The sequence below is a fragment of the Nostoc sp. DedVER02 genome (assembly GCF_034530675.2).
In the GTDB taxonomy this organism is placed as follows: Bacteria; Cyanobacteriota; Cyanobacteriia; order Cyanobacteriales; family Nostocaceae; genus Nostoc.
The window spans coordinates 152,257-171,390 of record NZ_JAVRCP020000008.1 but is presented as its reverse complement, the minus strand read 5'-3'; the positions used below and the strand labels follow the sequence as shown (position 1 = coordinate 171,390).

Annotated in this window: 22 protein-coding genes; 6 read left to right on the top strand and 16 right to left on the bottom strand. The window is 41.9% G+C overall.

Annotated elements, in window-relative coordinates; all coding sequences use genetic code 11:
* Positions 1-5 precede the first annotated feature (5 nt).
* From RMZ41_RS11690 to RMZ41_RS11640, 11 genes are all read right to left on the bottom strand, one after another.
* Entirely contained in the window at positions 6-833 is an 828-nt protein-coding gene (locus tag RMZ41_RS11690) for a lysozyme (RefSeq protein WP_322642068.1), read from the bottom strand.
* Positions 834-858: 25 nt separating this feature from the next.
* Positions 859-1,509, bottom strand: coding sequence for a M23 family metallopeptidase (locus RMZ41_RS11685; RefSeq protein ID WP_322642069.1), 651 nt, complete (start codon positions 1,507-1,509; stop codon positions 859-861).
* Between the two features lie 4 nt (positions 1,510-1,513).
* Positions 1,514-1,855 (bottom strand): hypothetical protein, encoded by a 342-nt coding sequence (locus RMZ41_RS11680; protein WP_029631339.1) that lies wholly within the window; start codon positions 1,853-1,855, stop codon positions 1,514-1,516.
* Positions 1,855-2,343, bottom strand: a complete 489-nt coding sequence (locus RMZ41_RS11675; protein WP_322642070.1) for a hypothetical protein — start codon at positions 2,341-2,343, stop codon at positions 1,855-1,857. Before RMZ41_RS11675 ends, RMZ41_RS11680 begins: the two co-directional genes overlap by 1 nt.
* A 22-nt stretch (positions 2,344-2,365) precedes the next feature.
* A complete protein-coding gene (locus RMZ41_RS11670; protein ID WP_322642071.1) occupies positions 2,366-2,935 on the bottom strand; it encodes a hypothetical protein in 570 nt (189 codons plus the stop codon).
* Positions 2,936-2,939: 4 nt separating this feature from the next.
* Positions 2,940-3,782 carry a phage terminase large subunit family protein gene (locus RMZ41_RS11665; RefSeq protein WP_322642072.1) on the bottom strand — a complete coding sequence of 281 codons (843 nt, stop codon included), beginning with the start codon at positions 3,780-3,782 and terminating at the stop codon, positions 2,940-2,942.
* Positions 3,783-3,792: 10 nt separating this feature from the next.
* Complete coding sequence (locus RMZ41_RS11660) at positions 3,793-4,011, bottom strand: hypothetical protein (protein WP_011316696.1); 219 nt, start codon at positions 4,009-4,011, stop codon at positions 3,793-3,795.
* 61 nt (positions 4,012-4,072) lie between these two features.
* On the bottom strand, positions 4,073-4,333 hold the full coding sequence (locus RMZ41_RS11655) for a hypothetical protein (RefSeq protein WP_322642073.1): 261 nt from the start codon (positions 4,331-4,333) through the stop codon (positions 4,073-4,075).
* An 8-nt stretch (positions 4,334-4,341) separates the two neighbouring features.
* Complete coding sequence (locus RMZ41_RS11650) at positions 4,342-4,893, bottom strand: hypothetical protein (protein ID WP_322642120.1); 552 nt, start codon at positions 4,891-4,893, stop codon at positions 4,342-4,344.
* Between the two features lie 22 nt (positions 4,894-4,915).
* Entirely contained in the window at positions 4,916-5,314 is a 399-nt protein-coding gene (locus RMZ41_RS11645) for a hypothetical protein (RefSeq protein WP_104899257.1), read from the bottom strand.
* A gap of 714 nt (positions 5,315-6,028) precedes the next feature.
* Complete coding sequence (locus tag RMZ41_RS11640; protein WP_322642074.1) at positions 6,029-6,892, bottom strand: GIY-YIG nuclease family protein; 864 nt, start codon at positions 6,890-6,892, stop codon at positions 6,029-6,031.
* Between the two features lie 167 nt (positions 6,893-7,059).
* Here RMZ41_RS11640 and RMZ41_RS11635 point away from each other — a divergent pair, with 167 nt between their 5' ends.
* Positions 7,060-9,897 carry a DEAD/DEAH box helicase gene (locus RMZ41_RS11635; RefSeq protein ID WP_322642075.1) on the top strand — a complete coding sequence of 946 codons (2,838 nt, stop codon included), beginning with the start codon at positions 7,060-7,062 and terminating at the stop codon, positions 9,895-9,897.
* 13 nt (positions 9,898-9,910) lie between these two features.
* Here RMZ41_RS11635 and RMZ41_RS11630 read toward each other — a convergent pair whose 3' ends face one another.
* The 5 genes from RMZ41_RS11630 to RMZ41_RS11610 all read right to left on the bottom strand — a co-directional run bounded on the left by RMZ41_RS11630 (position 9,911) and on the right by RMZ41_RS11610 (position 13,336).
* Positions 9,911-10,273, bottom strand: a complete 363-nt coding sequence (locus RMZ41_RS11630; protein ID WP_322642076.1) for a hypothetical protein — start codon at positions 10,271-10,273, stop codon at positions 9,911-9,913.
* The gene (locus RMZ41_RS11625; protein ID WP_322642077.1) at positions 10,273-10,608 is read right to left on the bottom strand and encodes a DUF5674 family protein; all 336 of its coding nucleotides are present in this window, start codon (positions 10,606-10,608) and stop codon (positions 10,273-10,275) included. Before RMZ41_RS11625 ends, RMZ41_RS11630 begins: the two co-directional genes overlap by 1 nt.
* A gap of 102 nt (positions 10,609-10,710) precedes the next feature.
* The gene (locus RMZ41_RS11620) at positions 10,711-11,562 is read right to left on the bottom strand and encodes a hypothetical protein (RefSeq protein ID WP_322642078.1); all 852 of its coding nucleotides are present in this window, start codon (positions 11,560-11,562) and stop codon (positions 10,711-10,713) included.
* A gap of 14 nt (positions 11,563-11,576) precedes the next feature.
* Positions 11,577-12,371, bottom strand: coding sequence for a hypothetical protein (locus RMZ41_RS11615; RefSeq protein WP_322642079.1), 795 nt, complete (start codon positions 12,369-12,371; stop codon positions 11,577-11,579).
* A gap of 20 nt (positions 12,372-12,391) precedes the next feature.
* Positions 12,392-13,336: a hypothetical protein gene (locus RMZ41_RS11610; RefSeq protein ID WP_322642080.1), complete on the bottom strand. Its 945-nt coding sequence runs from the start codon at positions 13,334-13,336 to the stop codon at positions 12,392-12,394.
* Between the two features lie 305 nt (positions 13,337-13,641).
* On the opposite strand from RMZ41_RS11610, the gene RMZ41_RS11605 reads away from it, so the two are divergent.
* The 5 genes from RMZ41_RS11605 to RMZ41_RS11585 all read left to right on the top strand — a co-directional run bounded on the left by RMZ41_RS11605 (position 13,642) and on the right by RMZ41_RS11585 (position 19,094).
* Positions 13,642-14,232, top strand: a complete 591-nt coding sequence (locus RMZ41_RS11605) for a hypothetical protein (protein WP_322642081.1) — start codon at positions 13,642-13,644, stop codon at positions 14,230-14,232.
* Between the two features lie 62 nt (positions 14,233-14,294).
* Complete coding sequence (locus tag RMZ41_RS11600; RefSeq protein ID WP_322642082.1) at positions 14,295-15,524, top strand: hypothetical protein; 1,230 nt, start codon at positions 14,295-14,297, stop codon at positions 15,522-15,524.
* Positions 15,525-15,572: 48 nt separating this feature from the next.
* Entirely contained in the window at positions 15,573-16,025 is a 453-nt protein-coding gene (locus RMZ41_RS11595; protein WP_322642083.1) for a DNA cytosine methyltransferase, read from the top strand.
* The gene (locus RMZ41_RS11590) at positions 15,956-16,894 is read left to right on the top strand and encodes a DNA cytosine methyltransferase (RefSeq protein ID WP_322642084.1); all 939 of its coding nucleotides are present in this window, start codon (positions 15,956-15,958) and stop codon (positions 16,892-16,894) included. The genes RMZ41_RS11595 and RMZ41_RS11590 overlap by 70 nt, the downstream gene beginning before the upstream one ends.
* A gap of 49 nt (positions 16,895-16,943) precedes the next feature.
* Complete coding sequence (locus RMZ41_RS11585; protein ID WP_322642085.1) at positions 16,944-19,094, top strand: caspase domain-containing protein; 2,151 nt, start codon at positions 16,944-16,946, stop codon at positions 19,092-19,094.
* Positions 19,095-19,134 lie beyond the last annotated feature (40 nt).

Here is a 19,134-nt window from a genome sequence, read left to right as displayed (position 1 = left end):
GATTTTTACCTCCTAGAAATTTCAAATTTTTGTAATTGCTGCTGATAGTAAATTCTCAACTGCGCTAAAGATTTTGGGTTTTGATTGTACGAGTTGCAAATAAGACTGGCCCATACCCTACCTACTTTACATATCGCAGTATCAAACCTTCCTGCTTCAACATCGCTTAAGGCATTATTACGACGAATATATTCAATTGCCATCTTGTCCTGAGAAGCTGGACTAAAATCTTTTAAGTTTAACTTTGGTTGAATATCAGACCAACTTTTATCCAACATTTGATAAGCACCAGCCGCAGTTGAACAAACATTTTTACCATTAATAGGAGCGCACTGTTTCTTTAACGGGTGTGTAGAAAAATTATTAAAAGTTCCGTTAAATACTAATTTGTTATAACTTTCTGGCTCACTGGTTCCTGTTTCTGCCCAACGAATTGTTGCTAAAAAAGCACTCAATCTTGGTGAATAAGGATGTGTTGAGTAAGAACTTGTACTCACTCTGCCTCTTAAACTATTTAATGATGTTGAAGAAACACTAGTACCTTGAGAAATTGAAAAATAAATTCCCAAAGTAATTAAGGAAGCAGTTGACAAATGAATGGGTTGAAAACGGGATAAAAATTGATGGCGAGGACTCAAAATCAACCCACCTAAACCACCAACAATAAACCCAAATTTCCAACTATCGAGTGCTTTACCAAAACTACGCACCTGACAGACTGTATCTGCACCCTTTGATACCAATCCACATGGCAGTGAAGCCACTCCATAAGAAAATGCAACAGAGCAAGTTGCACCAACCAAACCTGATATAAAAATCGGTACAATTTGCATTTCTCTTGCCAATAGCTAAATAACTTCAACGGTTAGCTAAATACTCGTGTAAATAAGGACGGGGATTCTGCGCTACACCATGAGAGCGAACTTCAAAATGCAAATGTGGCCCCGTTGAAAAACCAGTACTACCGACTGCTGCAATCATCTGCCCACGCACAACTTGTTGTCCTTGCTGTACATACATCTGACTAGCATGACCATAGAGAGTAGATAAACCTCTTTGATGCTGAATAACAGCTGCTTTGCCATAACCACCCTTGTCGCCTGCAAAAACTACTCGACCAGCATCAATCGCATAAATTGGCGTACCCTTTGCTGCACCAAAATCAATCCCCGCGTGAAACTTGCGATCACCCGTAATGGGGTGTGTTCGCCACCCAAACTCACTAGTTACAGGAGTACCAGCCGCAGTTGGAAAGGCAATTCGACCAGTATTTAAAACCTTATTACTACCAATAGTTCTAGGTAGTACCAAACCCTGGAAAGATTTAACTAATAGCTGAGATTCAACCCACCCAGAAACCTGGGGAAGCACCATAGCTAAAATCAAAACTGAGGTTGCGATCGCATATCTCCAATTTGCACTCGAACTAGTATCGACCGTCTCATTCAAACTAGTTACAGTCGAATTACTAACCTCCTTGTCAGCGTCAGTTTCAAAGATTATTCGCATTCCCTCAACGCCTTTTCGCATTAGCAGGAGAAACCTGCCAACAACCAATCCTTGCAGTACTCAATACTTCCTCAAAATCATTCCTAGCCACATGGCAATCAGGAGAATTTAGGCCATCCCCAGATGTTGCAGGTTCCCTTACTTGAGGAGAGTAACGTGTAGGAACAGAAGTAGAAGATATATTCACGCCAGGTGCAGCAGTGGGTACAACAGCCGGCGATGAAAACTGAAGCTTTTGTACCAATGCCACAGCATTACGCCAGTTATAAAACTGCAAATATCCCGGTTGCAAAATATCTGCAATCCATACCAGCAGTACGAACCAAAAAATTGCCTTTACCGTCATTATTCCAATTGCTTAACCACAGGCAGGGCAAAAGAGGGAACTTCCTTGGGTACAACTTCAATCTTCTTCCCAGACGCATACCCCGGCCCGGTATAACTGCCATTTAGGAAAAAATTCAACAGCATTATTAACAACCACACTCCCACACCAGCCACACCCACAGGAGATTTAATTACATCCGATAAAAAATATACTGGATACCAGCCGAATCTCCAGGGGTTTTGTGGGTGCAGCCGATGTGCTTTCCAAGTCTCAATGTAAGGAATCTCTATCTGAGGAACCCTCGGCTTATAGGCAGTAGGTGCATTGATATACCTAACTTCTACTGGCTGAGTCTCATAAGTCGTCATGGGAGAAACGTTAGGTTGCTGATTTACTATTCCTCCTTGCTGTACCTGTTGCAACATATTTTGCAATCGGTTTGCAGGCACAATTGCTCCACCTTCAGAATAATCAACATCAAAGTTGCGGCGCTGATTTCTGCTCATAATATGACCTCAAATTAAGTAACTAGCTGGCAGGTTTATCATTTACCTGGGAGTTAGTATCTTCCCAGAAATCTTCATCCTGAAGTTGGGCATAAAACTCCTCTGGAGATAACATTCCAGATTGATTTTGCACTCCATCTTCAACAAATTGGCTACTATGTACTCGCCCTAATCCAGAAACACTAGAACGAGGAGAAAATTGGACTACATTCTTGGCAGAGAATTCGCTATTTAATCTCATCCCAGAAGAAGGTGATACTGGGGGCATTAAAGAAGGCTGAATATCAGTATCAGAAGCACCAACATGAAGTTGTTGATTGCCAGGATTAGCCAAGTTATCAGACAGTTCATCTGTTTCTTCAACTGCATTGTTATAGTCAGAAATTCCCCAGCCCAAAAAACAAGCAAATCCAGCCAGAAATATAACTGCACTCATCCAATGCACTCCTGAATTGGGAGATGGCATCATCTCAACTGTCGTGCGAGTTGAACCTTCAAGGGTAGTACGAATAGGGGTACGTTTGACTGCCGCTACAACATTGAGCGAACACAAAGCTATGCAAATTATCGCAGCAGCAAACTTGGGATACATGATATCACCCCCTCAATTTATTAACAGGCTGTTTATTAGGAACTGGCTGAGGTAATTGCTTCTTCATTTGTTGGATATACATCCGCCTTTCCTCCTCCCGTTGGCGTATTCTCTCGCGGATGTCTGCCACCTGTGCCATCTGCTCTACTGGATCTAAATACCCCCGCGCTCGTAACAGCTGTGCCTGTGCAAGAGAATATGGTTCTTGAGCATTCTTAATCTGAATTAGCATTTGATTCAGATCAACCGATGGTTGAGATTCCAAGTTTTGAGCGTAATCAATCGCCTCTAATTTGCCTAAAATCAAAACAGCAGCCGCCCCGGTTGATATCTTCTCCTCAACTTTCGTACCATCGGTTTTGCGGTACCCCCAATAAAAAGTATTATTTCCAGAAGCCGCTTCTAGTAAAACATCCAGCGAGTTGAATTTAACTATCTCCAGTGCCGGCATATAGTGAAGGCGGTAAAACCCAGATTTCTCATTAGCCTGCATTCTGGATATTTCACTCCGCAATTGCTGTCCCCACAATGCCGCCGCCAACTGTCGCCAGCCCGTAAGAGTAGGCGCTCCCTCGACTGAGGAGTAACTGGAAAGATGGTCTATATTGTAGTCAGTACGGGAAAGCTTTTCTAAGTACACTTCCCGAATTTGGGAAACTTGCGCCTTTACCTGCTGTACCTCCGATATTTGATTACCTGGAACCTGTTGCTTCCATCCAACCATCAATGCAACCGCCCCAATAACAGACAGCGCACTAACAGTTGAACAAACCGTCCACAGGGTAACATTTACCTTTTTCTTTCTGCGACTTGGCTGTTTATTTCGCACAGGTGTAGGAGTAAACATCGTCTACCCCTCACGTATTATCAACAACCAACTGCAACTGAGGGCGCTTGTTTAACTCGCGCGCGATCGCAATTCCTGCACCACCGACAACTATCCCGGTTAGTAACAACAGAGGATGCAAGGCAAGGGTCGCTCCCACTCCCAATAATTGTCCTACCATTCCAGAAACACCCAGGTTCATCAACAAACCACCTGCCGTGTTCACCAAAAAGTCAAATGCTGCACTCATACCTGCTCCCTGGCAATAATGCGACTAAAATGAGTAATTCCCTTGATGAGAGAAAAGTTGATTAGGTTTTTTGTTCGTCCCTGGTAAACCAAATTATTACTAGTGCCAGAATCAAGCCAAATAATTCACCTATACCCACACCAATCAAAATTGGCTGAATACTCGGAATTTCCTGTCTCTCTTGAGTTGGGGGAACTGCTACCCACGTCCCAATAACAGTACCAGCTACTACCGAAAGTAAATTTATACCAACTGCCTGGGTAGATGTCTTTCTCAAGTTGAGTAAACTCTCATCCCGTATTTGATAGCAGATGGGTAGCATTTGAGCTACTATTTCTTCGGAGATTGCCCGGTTTTCGGCTGCGAGGACTTCAACTGTCTCGGCTGCGGTGTCGATGTACCGACCAACAGTGGATGAGTCTCTTCCCCCCAGTTCACTTTGCCGAAAAAATCGTTATTGATGCGCGAGTTAATTCGCTCTTGCGCTTCATCGTAACCAGGCGGAACGGAAGTATCACCTTCACCAAGTAAACTGCTGCCATGAAAAACAAATTCTTCTAGAGCAAGTGTGGAAGATTCAAGCACCACCTTATGGCGTAATTCCCCTAACTGAATACCCCTATCTGCATCTCGGTAAAGTATTCCTACAAAGCTGTCGGGTGAAGCTTGTTCTGGGTCTACGCCAAATCGCTGTTTGATGTACTCGCGCTTGTCGAACTTATGTTCGCCTACTTCTGATTTGCGATCGCGCATTGCAATCAAATGCTGGGCAGCTTCTTCAAGGGACATACCTTCACCAGAGGCTATCTCTTTGAGTTTAACTAGCTGCTGCTCAACAGTTTCGTCAAGTGTATCATTTGACTGCAAAGCTAAATCCAACAACCGACAGCAGGTACGTACTATATCAGGCGACACCTGCAAAGTCTCTGCCACTTTGTTGATATGCTTCATTTCGCTCAATCCTCCTAATAACTGCTTGCACAATTGGGTTATTTTTTTCTTCATCAGATATATGCTTAGTCAAAAAGTCATAAAGGCTTACGTCATTGACTTTTTGCAAATAAGCATCTAAGCCACCAGCAGGAATCACCTGCTGTAAATATTCTTCACAAGTCAACCGCCGAATCTTGATAGCGACGTAGAAAATGTCGGCAATCTCGACTGTTGTTGCATCAAAATAGCCGCCCCGCTTTCGTGGTTTGACTATACCGGCATAGGGATACCACCGTTGTAAAGCGGCAATGGAAATCCCGTATCTTTCGGCAAGTGTTTTCTGGGTGTAGATAACGTTCTCACATATCATCAAACTCTATTCCAACTGAAAGACTTCATCAATTGAAAGCAAATTAAACTAGCAACTTACCAAATCACTTGTGAATTAAAAAATAATTCACAACCTATTTAGATTTAGTACAAGTACAGTTCAACTTGAGTACAACTAAAGTACCGTTAATCTCCTGCTAAACTTCACACTTGCATTTGTTACATATTACCTATGGTCAATGCAAGCACATTTGCATATATCAGTTAAAAAATATTGAAAAATAACTAATAGAGTAAAAAGCACTGTAACAGAAACATATACTCAACAGAGTTGAAATAGCTAGAGAAGAGAAATTACCTCTGCTTGCTTATTTGGGGTTGGAGAGCGCAAGCACCAATTCAAACTTGAAAATACTGCTGTAAAATCGGGTACAAAGAAGCAGCGATCGCCTCAAACTTATCACCATCTAAATAGGGACTAGAAATTTCCTCCCCTTCTTTGCTCAACCACTTCTGCACGAAGTGAGTATACTCAAGTGATAGAATTCCAGTCCGCCACCAGCCCGATAATGCTAGTTCTATCTTATACCAAAGTAGGCGGTAATCAACGCTCTTGTTGCGGCAAAAGTCATTTATTGGATTGGAATAGGAGCGATTCTTAGGAGCGAAATTTTCGGTAAAATAACCTTGAAAATCAATTTTTAGAAAATCTTTTTGAATTTCTGCTGTTAATTTAAAGCGACAAGAATAGGTATTACGAGATAATTGTTGTAATGGAATTGAGTATTGGTCTACGATACCTGATATAAGCAGCGATTGTTAGGCTTTTCTTTCCCTCATAGTTGATGTAACTGTATTCCTCTTGTAAAGATATTTTTTCAAAAATACTTAGATTTTTTAAGGCTTTCACTTTTTCACTAAAAATTTCTACTTCTTCAAGATACTGTGTGCGAGCATCAGCATTATCTTCAAAATATTGAAAAAACTCCCAATCTGCAATAACAAATTCAAACTTACAAACGTTTAAATTGTATGTTTTCACCCATACTTGGCTGTATTGCTGCTCGTCTTTACCACAATAAGTTTTATAATAATCCCAAGCTTTTCTAACCTCATTTGCATACCGCTTTCGTGTTGAATTACTTATTATTTGCTCATCATTAATATTAATAATAACTAAAATGCACTTTGTTCCCTCTTCGTCTTTATACTCGCCAGCTACCACAGAGCGAATCACGGGAAAAAGCATTGTTGGTTTATTTAATACTTTCAATAAACGTTTAATTTCTCGCTCTATTTGTGGTTGTTTCGGCAAATATTTCTTCACTTTACACCCGTTGAGTTCGGGTTGAAATAAGTTAATATAATACCTTTCTCGTTCGTCCAAGCAGTTGATTGAAACCTCCTGCCAATAAATACGGTGCATAAGTTTGCGGTTGGAGCGGATTAATTGTGGGTATCTGTGGTGAGTTCTACTAGCCCACCGATTTTTTAGGTTGGCAGCTTGTCCGATATACCACACGCAGTCATTAATATCGGCAATGACATAAATTCCCGAACGTTCAGGCAAGTGATGACGTTCGCTAAAAGTAACGTTAGACCAATCCTTCCAATTCATCACAATATTGCGGTAAGTAGGGTGTACTTACCTAAAATTCCCATTGCAGAGCTATAAAGTAAAACTACACTACGGCAAATCCTGTGACGACGATATTACCGCAATTAAATAATTAGATTTATACTTAACAAATGACAAATATTTTTTGGTAGCAAAAACGTAGATTTGTGACCAACAATAAACCAACCGACTATGCTGCCCTTATCCGCGCCGCTAACCAAACTGTTCCGGAACCGCCTGAATGGTTGACTGTGGGCAACCGTATATACTCTCCTGAATACGGAGTAGGGGAAGTCATGGCGTTGTTGGGCAGGCGGTTGATTGTCAAGTTTGTTGAAGAGGTTAATCCAACTCAATTTGACGATTGGGAAGAAGCGATCGCTCTTGGATCAATTAAATCAAGTAACGCCAACTTAGTTTCTTCCACAACGTTGCTCGAAGAAACTAACGCCGTAACTGCAACAATTTCTGAACGCATTCAACAAATCCCACACCTGGCATTTCAGTCTGTCGCTCAAGAACTGATTGCAACGATCGCCGCAGTAGATATCAAAAATGCCAACCAAGGGATGCTTCACCCCATACCTAATGATTTACCGCCCGCTTTACGTTTGGCGTTGCAAAAGAACGGTATCGTCAGCATTTTTTCTCACCAACTAGAAGCTCTGATAAAGTTACGTGCTGGTTTTGACTTGAGTGTTACCACCCCTACGGCAAGCGGGAAGACGCTCTGTTACAATCTCGCTATTCTAGAATCGTGTATCAAGCAACCGCAAACAACGGCTTTATATATTTTCCCACTTAAGGCATTAGCCCTTGACCAAATGCGAAAGTTGCAATCGCTGGTTAAGGCAATGCCCAACAACCGCCTCAAACTCGCTTTGATGACAGGGGATACACCTGCATCCGAGCGGCAGCGCTTGTTTATTCCCAATCCTCCCAACATCTTGGCAGTCAGTCCCGACTTGTTGCACCACTATCTTTATAATGTGCGGCGGCGAGAGTCAGGAGAAGGATGGCGGCAGTTTTTAAGACAGTTGCGTTATTGTGTAATTGACGAAAGCCACACCTATATTGGTGCTTTTGGCGCACACTTTGCCAATTTGATGCGGCGGCTAAGGTTAGCAGTTGATGCTGTTGGCGGTAATTCTCAAAGGCTGCAATTTATCTGTTCCAGTGCCACAATTGGCAATCCCCAAGAGATGGCACTCAGGTTTAGCAACAGAACCCAGCAACCTCAAAGACTACACCTAATTGAACGCAGTGGTGCAGCTAATGCAGGACGTACCCTGTTATGCCTTGCTCCAAATAGTGCAGCTAATGTCGAAGCTTCCAAGATTGTTATTTTCTGGTTGCAACATAACCTCAGTGGGATTGTCTTCTGTAATTCCCGTGCTGCTGTCAAAGGTTTACTAGGGTTAATCCAAAGAGAAACACAACGCGTTGGGTTAGGTTATTTAACAAGCAAGGTGGCGGTGTTCTACAGTTCCTTGACAGGCGATCGCCGTCGGGAGATTATTCAAAAACTGCAAGCCGGACAAATCAAGGTGATTATTTCTACTTCTTCGCTAGAAGCAGGAATCGATTTACCTGAACTAGACTGCTGTTTGATTCGGGGGTTTCCAGGTAGCCTCATGTCATTTTGGCAACGGGTAGGGAGAGCCGGACGCAAACAGCATGGACTTGTGATTTATCTACCCTTGGGACAAAACCCCATTGATGTATTCTACGCTCGGCATCCTGAACAGTTACTGTCAGGGGAAGTTGAATGTGCTGCATTTAACCCAGACTATCCAACAATTCTAGGCAAACATTTAGAATGCGCCTGCATTGAAAGTAGTCTTGCTTTAAAGGAACTCAATACTCGTTTTGGAAAAGCAGCCGGCGCAGTTGCAGATTCTCTTTTACAACAAAACAAAATTTTTCTCAGTAATAACGGAAAACTCTGGGGAAGGGGTTATCCCCACAAGGACATTAATATTAGAAGCAGCACTCAAACTTCGATTTCCCTAATTGAGAAGCATACTGGCGAAATCTTAGAAATTATGTCCCTTCCGCTAGCCCATCGGGAGGTGTTTCCCCAAGCAATATATATGGTGCAAGATGAAAGCGGCCAGTTAATAGCCTACCGTAGCGAAAGTCTAAACGAAGAGAAAGGAGAAGCGCTACTAGCGTTTTTAGGTAAAGATACAGATTTATTTACTGAAGCCGAATCAGAACTAGATATTCAACCACTTTCTACACTGGCAGAATCCAAGATCATCCCCACCAAAATTAAAGATGGTAGGTTACGTTTAACCCTTGTTTGGGGAGAAATTACGAATTCTGTTACAGGTTATCGGTTGATGAAACGCACTTACGGGATGACTTGTAAAAATCAGCGCTGTGGTAACTACAAAAAACCGCTTGAAGGGAAAAGTTGCTCCTTATGTAAGCGTTCTCTAAGTTCGGCTGAAGTCACAAAACTTCAAAAAGAAGTGGCATTTGAGGAGCCATACGTTACAAAATACCAAGCACCCTGCGTACTAGTAGAAATAAATGAACCCCTACAAAAGGTGCTACAAATACAAGTCAACAAATACAAACAAGAAATTATGACCTCAAATGGAGGTGAAGTTCCTGAACAATATCAAACATTGTGGACTAGTAGTGCTGATTTTGCGGCACTCCATAGCATCCAACACCAGATAGTAAAAGCTGTACCACTGGTAGTTTTGTCCTCCAGCCTAGATGTGGATGGAATAGTCACGCAAAAAGGGAGTAGAACAATTGGCTACTTTTTTGACACTTGTGAAGGTGGTAATGGAGCAGCAGAAGCTATCTTTTCCGACTTGCCCAATTTCACTGCTAAAGCATACGCGCTAGCAGCTGAATGTGATTGTGAAGCAGGTTGTCCAAGGTGTCTACATTCAACGGGTTGTCCGCAGCATAATGAAGCACTGCATAAAGATTTGGGTTTGTTTTTGTTGGATGCGATCAGCCAAGCAGCGCAAAACACCCAGTAGCAACGCCCTCTTTTTAAGCAGTCATTGATTCAGATAACAAACCTGACATACTCAACACTTGCTCTGACCAATTACTGGCTACAGTAGCGATATTTCCACGTTCTGTTGGGCTTGCCCAAATATTTGACCAGTCTTGCTGCCACTCCCTTAACTGGCTTTGTAGTTGGTTTAATTCTCCTGCCTTCTCGGTATCTGTATCTGGGATAATCAACCCAACAAAAAATAGACTTTCCTCAATAAAAGCAGCAACTAAGCCTTGGTTAGCTGGATTTTGGCATCGGGATTTGATACGCGCCAAACTAGCTGCCAACTCTCCTAAGCGGTTTGCTTTAGGTTGGCGTAAAAAACTCGCTTCAATTGCTCTCCAATCAGGCATTATATTCCTCCTAGCAATCGCCGGGTAATTAGAGCTACTTGTTCTCGAATTTCAGGAGATTGAATTTCCATTGTACGATTGTTTTGACTGGGACGGATGTTGATAATCGACTCAAAACCTACTTCTTGAGTGTAGGGAAACCAATCAGCACCCCAAATATCTTTTTGTCTGCTACCATCTTTCAGCAAAACTTCTTCACATTCATAATGAAGTTGACTGCCTCCAACAAGAATTTCTCTGTCTATATCGACTGCCAATTTTATAAACACTCCCCAGGTTTTGAGCATTTCGTCAAGTTGCTCTTTTGTCGCGCGTTCGCGGATCAGCAGAATCAATTACTTAACCTCAGTCGCCAATCTTAATTACCAACATTATTTCATAAATCGTCCTTGTGGACGTATTCATTCTCGTTGATTAGCTCGATTAAAATGAGTATTTTATCGTTTAAAAAATAACAACATTCCATGTGGATTATCTAAAGATACATCTTTATTACTATTGTGATTCTCCGACTCATACCCTTGCAAATCTTGACTTGAAAGTGAGTACACATCAGTTGCAACAAGCTGATATCCTTGATTAGTTAAATAACCAACTAATTTATCAGGCATGACATGAGATGCGCCGTAACTTGGTAACAAATTATGTTCAATTTTATCCTGGTCTAAAATATTTAATTGCACAACACCTGTACGACAAAATATATCAAAATCAATCGACTCGACTAAGCCATTTGTAGTAATTTCTATTGAATTTAATTCCATCGCTAGTTGCTCTATACTCGCAAAATTACGCGACCACGGATTGCCAATTAAAAATAACCGTATCGATATTGCCTCTGGCTGCACCTTCGCGATATCAAGTAATGTTTTTGTAACCGTATGTGGTTGTAAGTAATCTAATACTCCATGAACCGAAACTAGCCGCAGGCTATTTGGAGCGTAAAGTTTTGTCAGTTCTAGTTCTGCTAGATTGCGATCGCAAAAATAATTTAACTGTAGGTTTGGGTATTGGCTGCGTAAAGCTAAAAACTTTTCTGGCGGATTAGTAGCAATGTCGTAACAGTCGATTGTCGGAAGTTGGTAGTGCGTTAAGTCAACTCCCTCAAAACCAAAAAAAACTTCACGTTCGACAAAACCTGGACCCAAGATAGCTGCACTATCACCATTACCTGAAAGAATCGCTTCCCAGGTGAGGGGATAAACATTGGGGGTAAGTTCTAAAAGCCTAGCTCGACTAATTTCTAAGATATTGCCACTGCCCTTGTTTTCTAAGAATCTTACTGCCATAAAACCTCGCTATATTATGAAATAACCTTGGGACGACTGATTAGGGTGATATCTTTACCTTCGCCCAAACGGTACACTTCTGTGCGATCGCCAACATCAATTTCAAAAAACTGATAGCTTGTAGTAAACCGCGCCCACGGTGCCAAAGGATTAATTTTTGGGAGATTGGTTGTTGCTTGGTAGGTAATTTCAAACCCCGCTCCCCCATCTTGCTTGAACATCTGCAAAAAACATTCATAGTCTCTAGCGTGCCAAAAATCAGTCGTTCGACGACGCACCACATCTTGTGAGTCAGAACTCATCGCCCGTGCTGCTGATGCGGACACGATCAATTGCAAATTGTCAGACATTCGCGTTAAGGCAAGTTTCTTGTCTGGGTTTGAGAATATTTCATCAACAATTGGTCTAAGCTCAGGGTGCAAACAAGTTTCGGCAATGTAAAACCCTGAATACTTGCTGATATCATTCTCAAATTCCCGATCAACTAGTCTGTCGGATTCATAACTAACCGACTTTCGTAAGCTTGCAAAAATCAGGTCTTCATATAACTTCTGCTGTGATGCTGGCGTTGCTGCAATAATTTTAAATGCAGACCCACGCATCCCCTGAATTCCTATCAAAGCACAGGTACAATCGAGGGATGCCGCCCACATTGCTAGAAATTTCCGATAGTTGGTATAAAGCATTAATGCTTCCTGGTAGTCAGGAGCTTTAATTTTGAGTAGATGCTTTACTGGATTGGGTTTAATTTCCCATCCAGGCTTGCATAGTAAAGCCCATAACGCAGAAGAATCTTCAATGGCATCCATGCATTTATGCCCCAAGCTTATTAATGACAATTATTGGTCTGTCCGTTTTTGTCAAACCTCATGCGGGATATCAAATCCTTAAGATGCGCTGGATCTACACCAAACCTATGAGCAATGTCATACTCCTCATCTTCAGTTGGCGGTGCATTTAGTGTAAGTAAATGCTCCAAAAAAGGTTGCGACCCCCCTAAAGGCAAACCATCATCCGTAAAAGGTAATCTATGTTCGTGCATCGGCTGCTCAAATACCGCAGGGCGGGTATTTTGTAGCCACGCTGCAACTTCACTCCTTTTTGGCGGGTCTATCCCCAGTCGATCGCATTCTTCTAATAACTCGTTTGATAATTGTGATTCTACTGCGGAGACGCTGTGCGAACGCACCACCAAATCCTGCAACCACTCCTGTAGCTTTCCTGTCTCTGGCAGTTGCCAACCCAGCGTCTGACAAGCAGCTACAAACTCTTGTCCAATAACAGCTTCCCTATGCAAATTTTTCAGAAATGCAGCATACTCGTCTTCCGATAAGACATTAAGCTGCTGCTGAAAAAACTTTTGAATTTCTCGACTTAAGCGAAATATACGTGATGCCTGAAAATCATTGTCTTTCTTGATACCCTCAATATCACCCAAGCCAAGGGAGAGATTATCTACAAACCAAACCCCTACCTGGCCAACTTCTGGTACTGATAAACCCAAGGATTCGCACGCAAATATCAGTTCTATGCCCAAAGAGGCATAACCAGAAAACATCTGCTCCAAACTACCCGGTTGAGGAACCGGCTTACCACTTTTTTGAGCTAGGTCAACTAAATCTAAACCCAAATCAACTAAACGCCTTAAAGCTTTCGCCAAAGTGCCACCCAATATCGGCAGTAAATCATCTACCTTTTGCCGCACACCGGGCGCAAGGGTAAAAGATACTCGGTCAGTATCCCCTCCAGAAAAGCGTTCGCGCTGATTTGACACACGTTTTTTGAACTTGGTTTATCGAGATTTCTCTTCAGTTTATAGAAACAACAGGGGTTTTAGTTACAAACCTTAAGTTTTATATCAAAACCTATATTGCTAGAACAAATAAACACCTCACCATCAATAAACTTTGTGATTTTAGTGATGCACTAATTAAAATTAGTGCATCACTAAATATTAAGTAATATTAATTTAATGCATCACTAAGTCGGCAAATCGGTAAACTTTACCTAAAAAGCACAAAAGAAGGGCTTGAGATAAATCGAGCTAACTCGGTAAAAATCGTCCAAGAGCTAATAAAGATGCAAAAGAACTACAAAATACTAGAAGTACTACCAAAACAAGGACTAGAACCCAGACAATTTCTACGCCACTGTTTTGATATCGCCGAACTTAGTCCCAGAGAACTGCTGGAAGAAGAAACCGACTCACAATACCGCAAAAAATGTATCACTGTACTATGTGCAGTCTTAGGTGTACAAAGACCAACAGTTCGCAAGTGGGGAAGTGACCTCAACTTTGACGGGATACCCAACTACTCCAAAGTTTCACTTGCTTACATTCACGCTGCCGAAATTGTGCCAAAGCAGCTAAAGAGCATCTTGAGAGGAGAATACAACGTACCGGAAGTAGATGCTCAAACGTTTCTAGAAAAAATACTCCTCGAAGGGTTAAGCGAACAACAAGTACTACAAACTGTCTCTCACGCTAATTTTCGCGCAACTTGTGTCAAAAATCTCACGCAAGTATTACATATTGGCACCAAGTCAGTCCAAGATTGGGGTCAGGATATGTCGTTTCACAAAATGCCCAAAATTCATAAACACACGTTGGGCTATGCCTTGGCTGCTATTTCTAAATCATCATCAAAAAATTGGGAAAAAGCGGCCTGACTTATTTAACTAGTCGAATTAGGAAACTTGGTCTTAGAGATTAAGACCGCGCATACAATATCATGACTACAATAACTTTTGCAAATAAATTATACGTCGAGCAGCATCAGGTAGACTCCAATCCTACCACCCACATGGAGCAAAGTACCCTAGAGTACCTCCATACGGCTTTCTTACTCTATGAGTACAAGCAGACTTACACCAAAAAAGAATATCGCGCACTGTTAGAAGAGTACGGCTGGGACAAGGGCAGTGCTGAGTCAAGGCGATCGCTCCGAATTGCCGAGAATTTTCAAGCATTTATCAGTTGCCCGGAACACTTGGCGGTTTTACCAATATCCGTACTACTTCGGTTATGTTCTGTGAACTACAAAATCCTAATCGATGAATTGAAAGATATTCCTATTGGTGGATTGACTTGTGGATTAGTGTTAGAACTGATTGAGAAAAGAAGATTATTTCTCAAAGCCATGAATCAAGAAAAAAAAGATGGCAACTGGCGAGCAACACCAGATGGAAATAGATACTATACCTTCGGCAAAATTATGGAGGATGACCACCAAACAGGAGTGTTTACCGAGAAGTTAATAGAGGAATTGGGACTGTCACCACAGCGAATTGTTAGAAAGGCGATCGCTGACTTATATGAAAAGCATCAAGCTGAGATAGCCAAGAATGAAATCGGCTCCTTTGAAGAACTAATCCCTTGTGAACAACCCACTAACACCATAGAAGAATTGATTCCTGCCAACGATAAAAGTGTCGTCAACCCAACAAACCTTGAGGTAATGCAGCGAGAACTTGAAACCTTGTGGCAAAGGGATACAGAAGAATATGACTGCGAAGAATACCTAGAAGAGCCTGAAGAATCGAACATTGACTTTGAAGAAGATGAGATTGAAGCAGTAGAAAGTATATTGGCTGGGATGTTCGGTACAAATGAATTAAGAGCAACTGACGCAGAAATCCTCGCAGACATATTGCGGAAAGCTTCAGATTATTCCTCAGTGCGTCGGGGACTATGGCAATATCAACAAGCTAAAGAAGAAGCTTGGAACCTCCTCTCGGATTCGGAAAGGAAATCTGTATGGCAGATGCTTCCAGAGGCAATCAAAAAGCTTAGTAATGCCAAGCGTGAAGGGTTGATTGTCAACTTTTATGAGATGGAGTCAGGAGGGGTATATAAAGTCTTCACTACAGATTACCCATTAATAGAAGAAACAATTAGTAATAGTCGGTTAGACAGATGGTTGGCAGACTTAAAACTCAAGCAGAACTCCGATTGTAATTGATGTGTGTTTAAAACCAAGTACAAGAAGTTAACATTAATTAGAATCTTGATGAACTCAACAGCAACAAACAAAAAAATAGCTGTTAGCCTATTCTCCGGGGTGGGTGGATTTGACTTGGGATTTAATGCAGCAGGATTTGAAATAGTGATCGCCATTGATAATAATCCCATCGCCCTAGCAACATACCAACATAATTTCCCGCACACCACAGTCTTGTGCAAAGACATTTGGGAGGTGACAGGGGAAGAAATACGCGCCTGTATACAGGCAAAGTATGTAGATTGGGATGGGGAGATTCATGCCGTTTTTGGTGGGCCACCATGCCAAGGATTTAGTGTTGCCGGACTGCAAAATGTTGAAGATGAGAGAAACTCGTTGGTAGGGGAGTTTGTTCGGCTGTGGTGTTGGAACTCAATCCCCTTGCGGCAATCATGGAGAATGTGCCGGGGATTGAGAATCAGAAGTTTGGCACCATCACCGATTCCCTCCAAGCAGTGCTAGAAGAACATTATTTCCTTAGCAAATGGAACCTGAACGCTTCAGATTACGGGGTTCCACAAGCTAGAAAAAGGGTGTTTTTTGTTGCATCTAAGTTTGGAGAAATTATACCGCCAAAGCATCAACCTCAACATACAGTTAGAGATGCGATCGCTGACCTACTACCAATACCCCTACTCCCTAAACAAAACACTCAAGTTTTACCATTTAACTGGTCTAAGGGAGAATATGCCCAGCATCTAGAAAAAATATTTCCCAACCAAGGTGCAATAAGCAACTCCCTAACTGGATTCGCAGCGACAACACATGCACCAGAAGTAATTCAGCAATTTCTCAACACTCCCCCAGGTACAAGGGAAGCTAAATCAAAATCAAAGAAACTGGAATGGGATGGATTCTGCGTGACGTTAAGAGCGGGGAGTGGCAACCGCACCGCATTACGTCCCCTCCATCCAGAACAGCCACGGGTTATCTCAGTTAGAGAAGCTGCTCGTTTACACAGTTATCCTGATTGGTTTAATTTCAGCGAGGCAATACTCCACGCCCAAAGAGAAATCGGAAATTCGGTGCCCCCATTGCTTGCATATGCTGTGGGAATGCAAGTTAGGGAACATCTAGAATGCAATATCATTTATCAGATTAGATGCCCAAATTGGCAAAACTGCCTATTTTTCTCAATATCTTGCAGTTTTAAGAATATATTCGTTTTTGTCAATGAAATGCTGTCTTTAAGGGGGTTAAGCAAAATCAGCAAAGAGCGATCGCCTCCACGTCTGACTAAAAGAAAGCAAAGAGCAGATGTTAGGATTAACATTAATTTTATTAAGGAGCGGAAACTACTAAAGAATATTCAAGGATGCAGTGATTGTTAGTTGACTTTTTCTACATCTTTAAGCGCAAGCATGTGTAAACAAAAAAATTATGCGTAAGATTTATGCACTTCTTGTTGGGATTAACAATTATCATCCTGCTTCTTATCCTCCAGTACCCTCTCTACAAGGCTGTGTTGCTGATATTGAAGCTATCCGAGATTACTTAGATGAACGAATTAATAAGGATGAGTATGAACTAGTAAAACCTCAAGATATAAAATGCATACTACTGAATCAAGATGCAACCCGTCAAGCAATTATAGATGGCTTTGAGCACCATCTATGCAATGCAGGTTCTAATGATGTTGTGCTTTTCTACTATGCTGGTCACGGTTCTCAGGAGAAGGCACCAGAAGAGTTCTGGCATCTCGAGCCTGACCACTTGAACGAAACCCTAGTTTGCTACGACAGCCGCACAGCAGGTAGTTGGGATTTAGTTGATAAGGAATTATCTTATTTGATTGCTAAACTTGCTGAACGAAAACCACACATTCTTGTAATTTTAGATTGCTGTCACTCTAGTTCTGGTACACGAGAGGGAGTTTTGGTTACGGATGTGCGTACTGCACCGCCAGATGCACGAGTACGATCGCTGCACGATTTCATCTTTGCAGAAGATCGAGCATTTGCAGAATATTTACTCACTTCTAACGATGCTGCCCAAAAGCCCAACCGTCTGGTGTTCCCTCAAGGGAAGCACGTCCTCCTCGCCGCCTGCCGCGATCATCAGGAAGCTAAGGAATATTTGACAGAGGATGGGTCACGCAGAGGTGTGTTTTCTTACTTCTTATTACAAACACTACAACAGACAAAGGGAAACATTTCTTATCGTGATTTAAACTGGAATATTAATGCGTTGGTCACAGGTAAAGTTCGGGATCAGTCACCTCAAGCAGAGGTAATCAACCCCGACGACCTTAAGCAAAGTTTTCTAGGTAAAGATGCAATTAAAGAACGTCGCTCTTATTTTGTCTTGACCCGCAACCAAGAAAATAACTGGGTGATTAATGGAGGTGTTTTACACGGTGTTCCCAAGATTGCTGAGCGGGAAGAAGCTCTACTGGCAATCTTTCCAACCAACGATGGAGAGCGCTTACGTCACTTGTCAGATCCTTTAGCTATAACCAAGATTACAAAAGTACGGTCAAATCACAGTGTTGTCCAAATTATTAATAACGAAAAACCATTAGATGACCAATCAAGCTATTGGGCAGTGATTATTAGTTTGCCGCTCAAACGGTTGAATATTTACTTTGAGAGCGATACTCATAGTACAGTAGGAATAGACCGTGCCACGCAAGCTCTTCAGACTCGGAATTATAATCAACACCCTTCACTATATCTCAGTCAAACAACAGAGCCGGAAACTGCTGATTATCACCTTCTAGCTCGCTGTGGACAGTATTGGATCACCCATCCTGCGGATAATCGTCTTTTGATTCCTCCCGTTCCAAGCCAACCTCATCCGCAAGGTGATTACACACTCCAGTCCGCTTCCGAGGTGATTCGACATCTGGAAGCGATCGCACGTTGGCAGAACATTTTGGATCTTGCTAGCCCAGCAAATAGTAGCATTAAGTCTACTGATATCACCCTAGAAATTGAGATTTTGCGAGGAACTCAAGCAACTACTTCAGATTCAGATTCTACTCATAGCACATCCACAATTGCAGACATACGCCTTGAATATGTCTATGACAATGACAATACTGAGTGGCAATTTCCAGGCATTCAACTAACACTTACTAATCATAGTAATAAAACACTTTACTGTAATGTTTTGTTGCTATCAGAAAATTACAAGGTGGATCTGCCATTCTTTGAAGCACAGAGTAGTGTAAGAATTCCACCCAATGAACAGATTGCGAGTAAGCAGATTGGTTTGTTTATCCCACCTAATTATCTGGAGCAAGGTATTACCGAATACAAGGATATTCTCAAGTTGATTGTCAATACAACTGACTTTGATGCCAGTCTTTTGGAACAAGAGGGGTTAGATCCCGCCACTAGAACACGCTCTACCATAATTCCCAAGGGACTTTTAAATCGTTTAATGGATCGGATTTATACTCGCGATGGCATTCCGTTTTCTAATGAAAGCAATGACCATTGGACGACGCAGGCGATCGCAATCACAATTGTACGCCCTCAAGACGCTAAACTTATCCAATCCAACCAAGATGTTGTTTTGCAAGAATGATAGTAAATAATACTTAATGTACCAAGCGTATTAAACGCCC

What these genes read in the sequence shown, in the direction of transcription:
- RMZ41_RS11680 (WP_029631339.1), bottom strand. Translation starts at nt 1,855, where the DNA reads ATGACGGTAAAGGCAATTTTTTGGTTCGTACTGCTGGTATGGATTGCA.
- RMZ41_RS11645 (WP_104899257.1), bottom strand. Translation starts at nt 5,314, where the DNA reads ATGATATGTGAGAACGTTATCTACACCCAGAAAACACTTGCCGAAAGA.
- RMZ41_RS11620 (WP_322642078.1), bottom strand. Translation starts at nt 11,562, where the DNA reads ATGGCAGTAAGATTCTTAGAAAACAAGGGCAGTGGCAATATCTTAGAA.
- RMZ41_RS11600 (WP_322642082.1), top strand. Translation starts at nt 14,295, where the DNA reads ATGACTACAATAACTTTTGCAAATAAATTATACGTCGAGCAGCATCAG.
- RMZ41_RS11655 (WP_322642073.1), bottom strand. Translation starts at nt 4,333, where the DNA reads ATGCTACCCATCTGCTATCAAATACGGGATGAGAGTTTACTCAACTTG.
- RMZ41_RS11660 (WP_011316696.1), bottom strand. Translation starts at nt 4,011, where the DNA reads ATGAGTGCAGCATTTGACTTTTTGGTGAACACGGCAGGTGGTTTGTTG.
- RMZ41_RS11665 (WP_322642072.1), bottom strand. Translation starts at nt 3,782, where the DNA reads ATGTTTACTCCTACACCTGTGCGAAATAAACAGCCAAGTCGCAGAAAG.
- RMZ41_RS11675 (WP_322642070.1), bottom strand. Translation starts at nt 2,343, where the DNA reads ATGAGCAGAAATCAGCGCCGCAACTTTGATGTTGATTATTCTGAAGGT.
- RMZ41_RS11585 (WP_322642085.1), top strand. Translation starts at nt 16,944, where the DNA reads ATGCGTAAGATTTATGCACTTCTTGTTGGGATTAACAATTATCATCCT.
- RMZ41_RS11595 (WP_322642083.1), top strand. Translation starts at nt 15,573, where the DNA reads ATGAACTCAACAGCAACAAACAAAAAAATAGCTGTTAGCCTATTCTCC.
- RMZ41_RS11640 (WP_322642074.1), bottom strand. Translation starts at nt 6,892, where the DNA reads ATGAATTGGAAGGATTGGTCTAACGTTACTTTTAGCGAACGTCATCAC.
- RMZ41_RS11690 (WP_322642068.1), bottom strand. Translation starts at nt 833, where the DNA reads ATGCAAATTGTACCGATTTTTATATCAGGTTTGGTTGGTGCAACTTGC.
- RMZ41_RS11615 (WP_322642079.1), bottom strand. Translation starts at nt 12,371, where the DNA reads ATGGATGCCATTGAAGATTCTTCTGCGTTATGGGCTTTACTATGCAAG.
- RMZ41_RS11590 (WP_322642084.1), top strand. Translation starts at nt 15,956, where the DNA reads ATGGAGAATGTGCCGGGGATTGAGAATCAGAAGTTTGGCACCATCACC.
- RMZ41_RS11670 (WP_322642071.1), bottom strand. Translation starts at nt 2,935, where the DNA reads ATGTATCCCAAGTTTGCTGCTGCGATAATTTGCATAGCTTTGTGTTCG.
- RMZ41_RS11685 (WP_322642069.1), bottom strand. Translation starts at nt 1,509, where the DNA reads ATGCGAATAATCTTTGAAACTGACGCTGACAAGGAGGTTAGTAATTCG.
- RMZ41_RS11630 (WP_322642076.1), bottom strand. Translation starts at nt 10,273, where the DNA reads ATGCCTGATTGGAGAGCAATTGAAGCGAGTTTTTTACGCCAACCTAAA.
- RMZ41_RS11605 (WP_322642081.1), top strand. Translation starts at nt 13,642, where the DNA reads ATGCAAAAGAACTACAAAATACTAGAAGTACTACCAAAACAAGGACTA.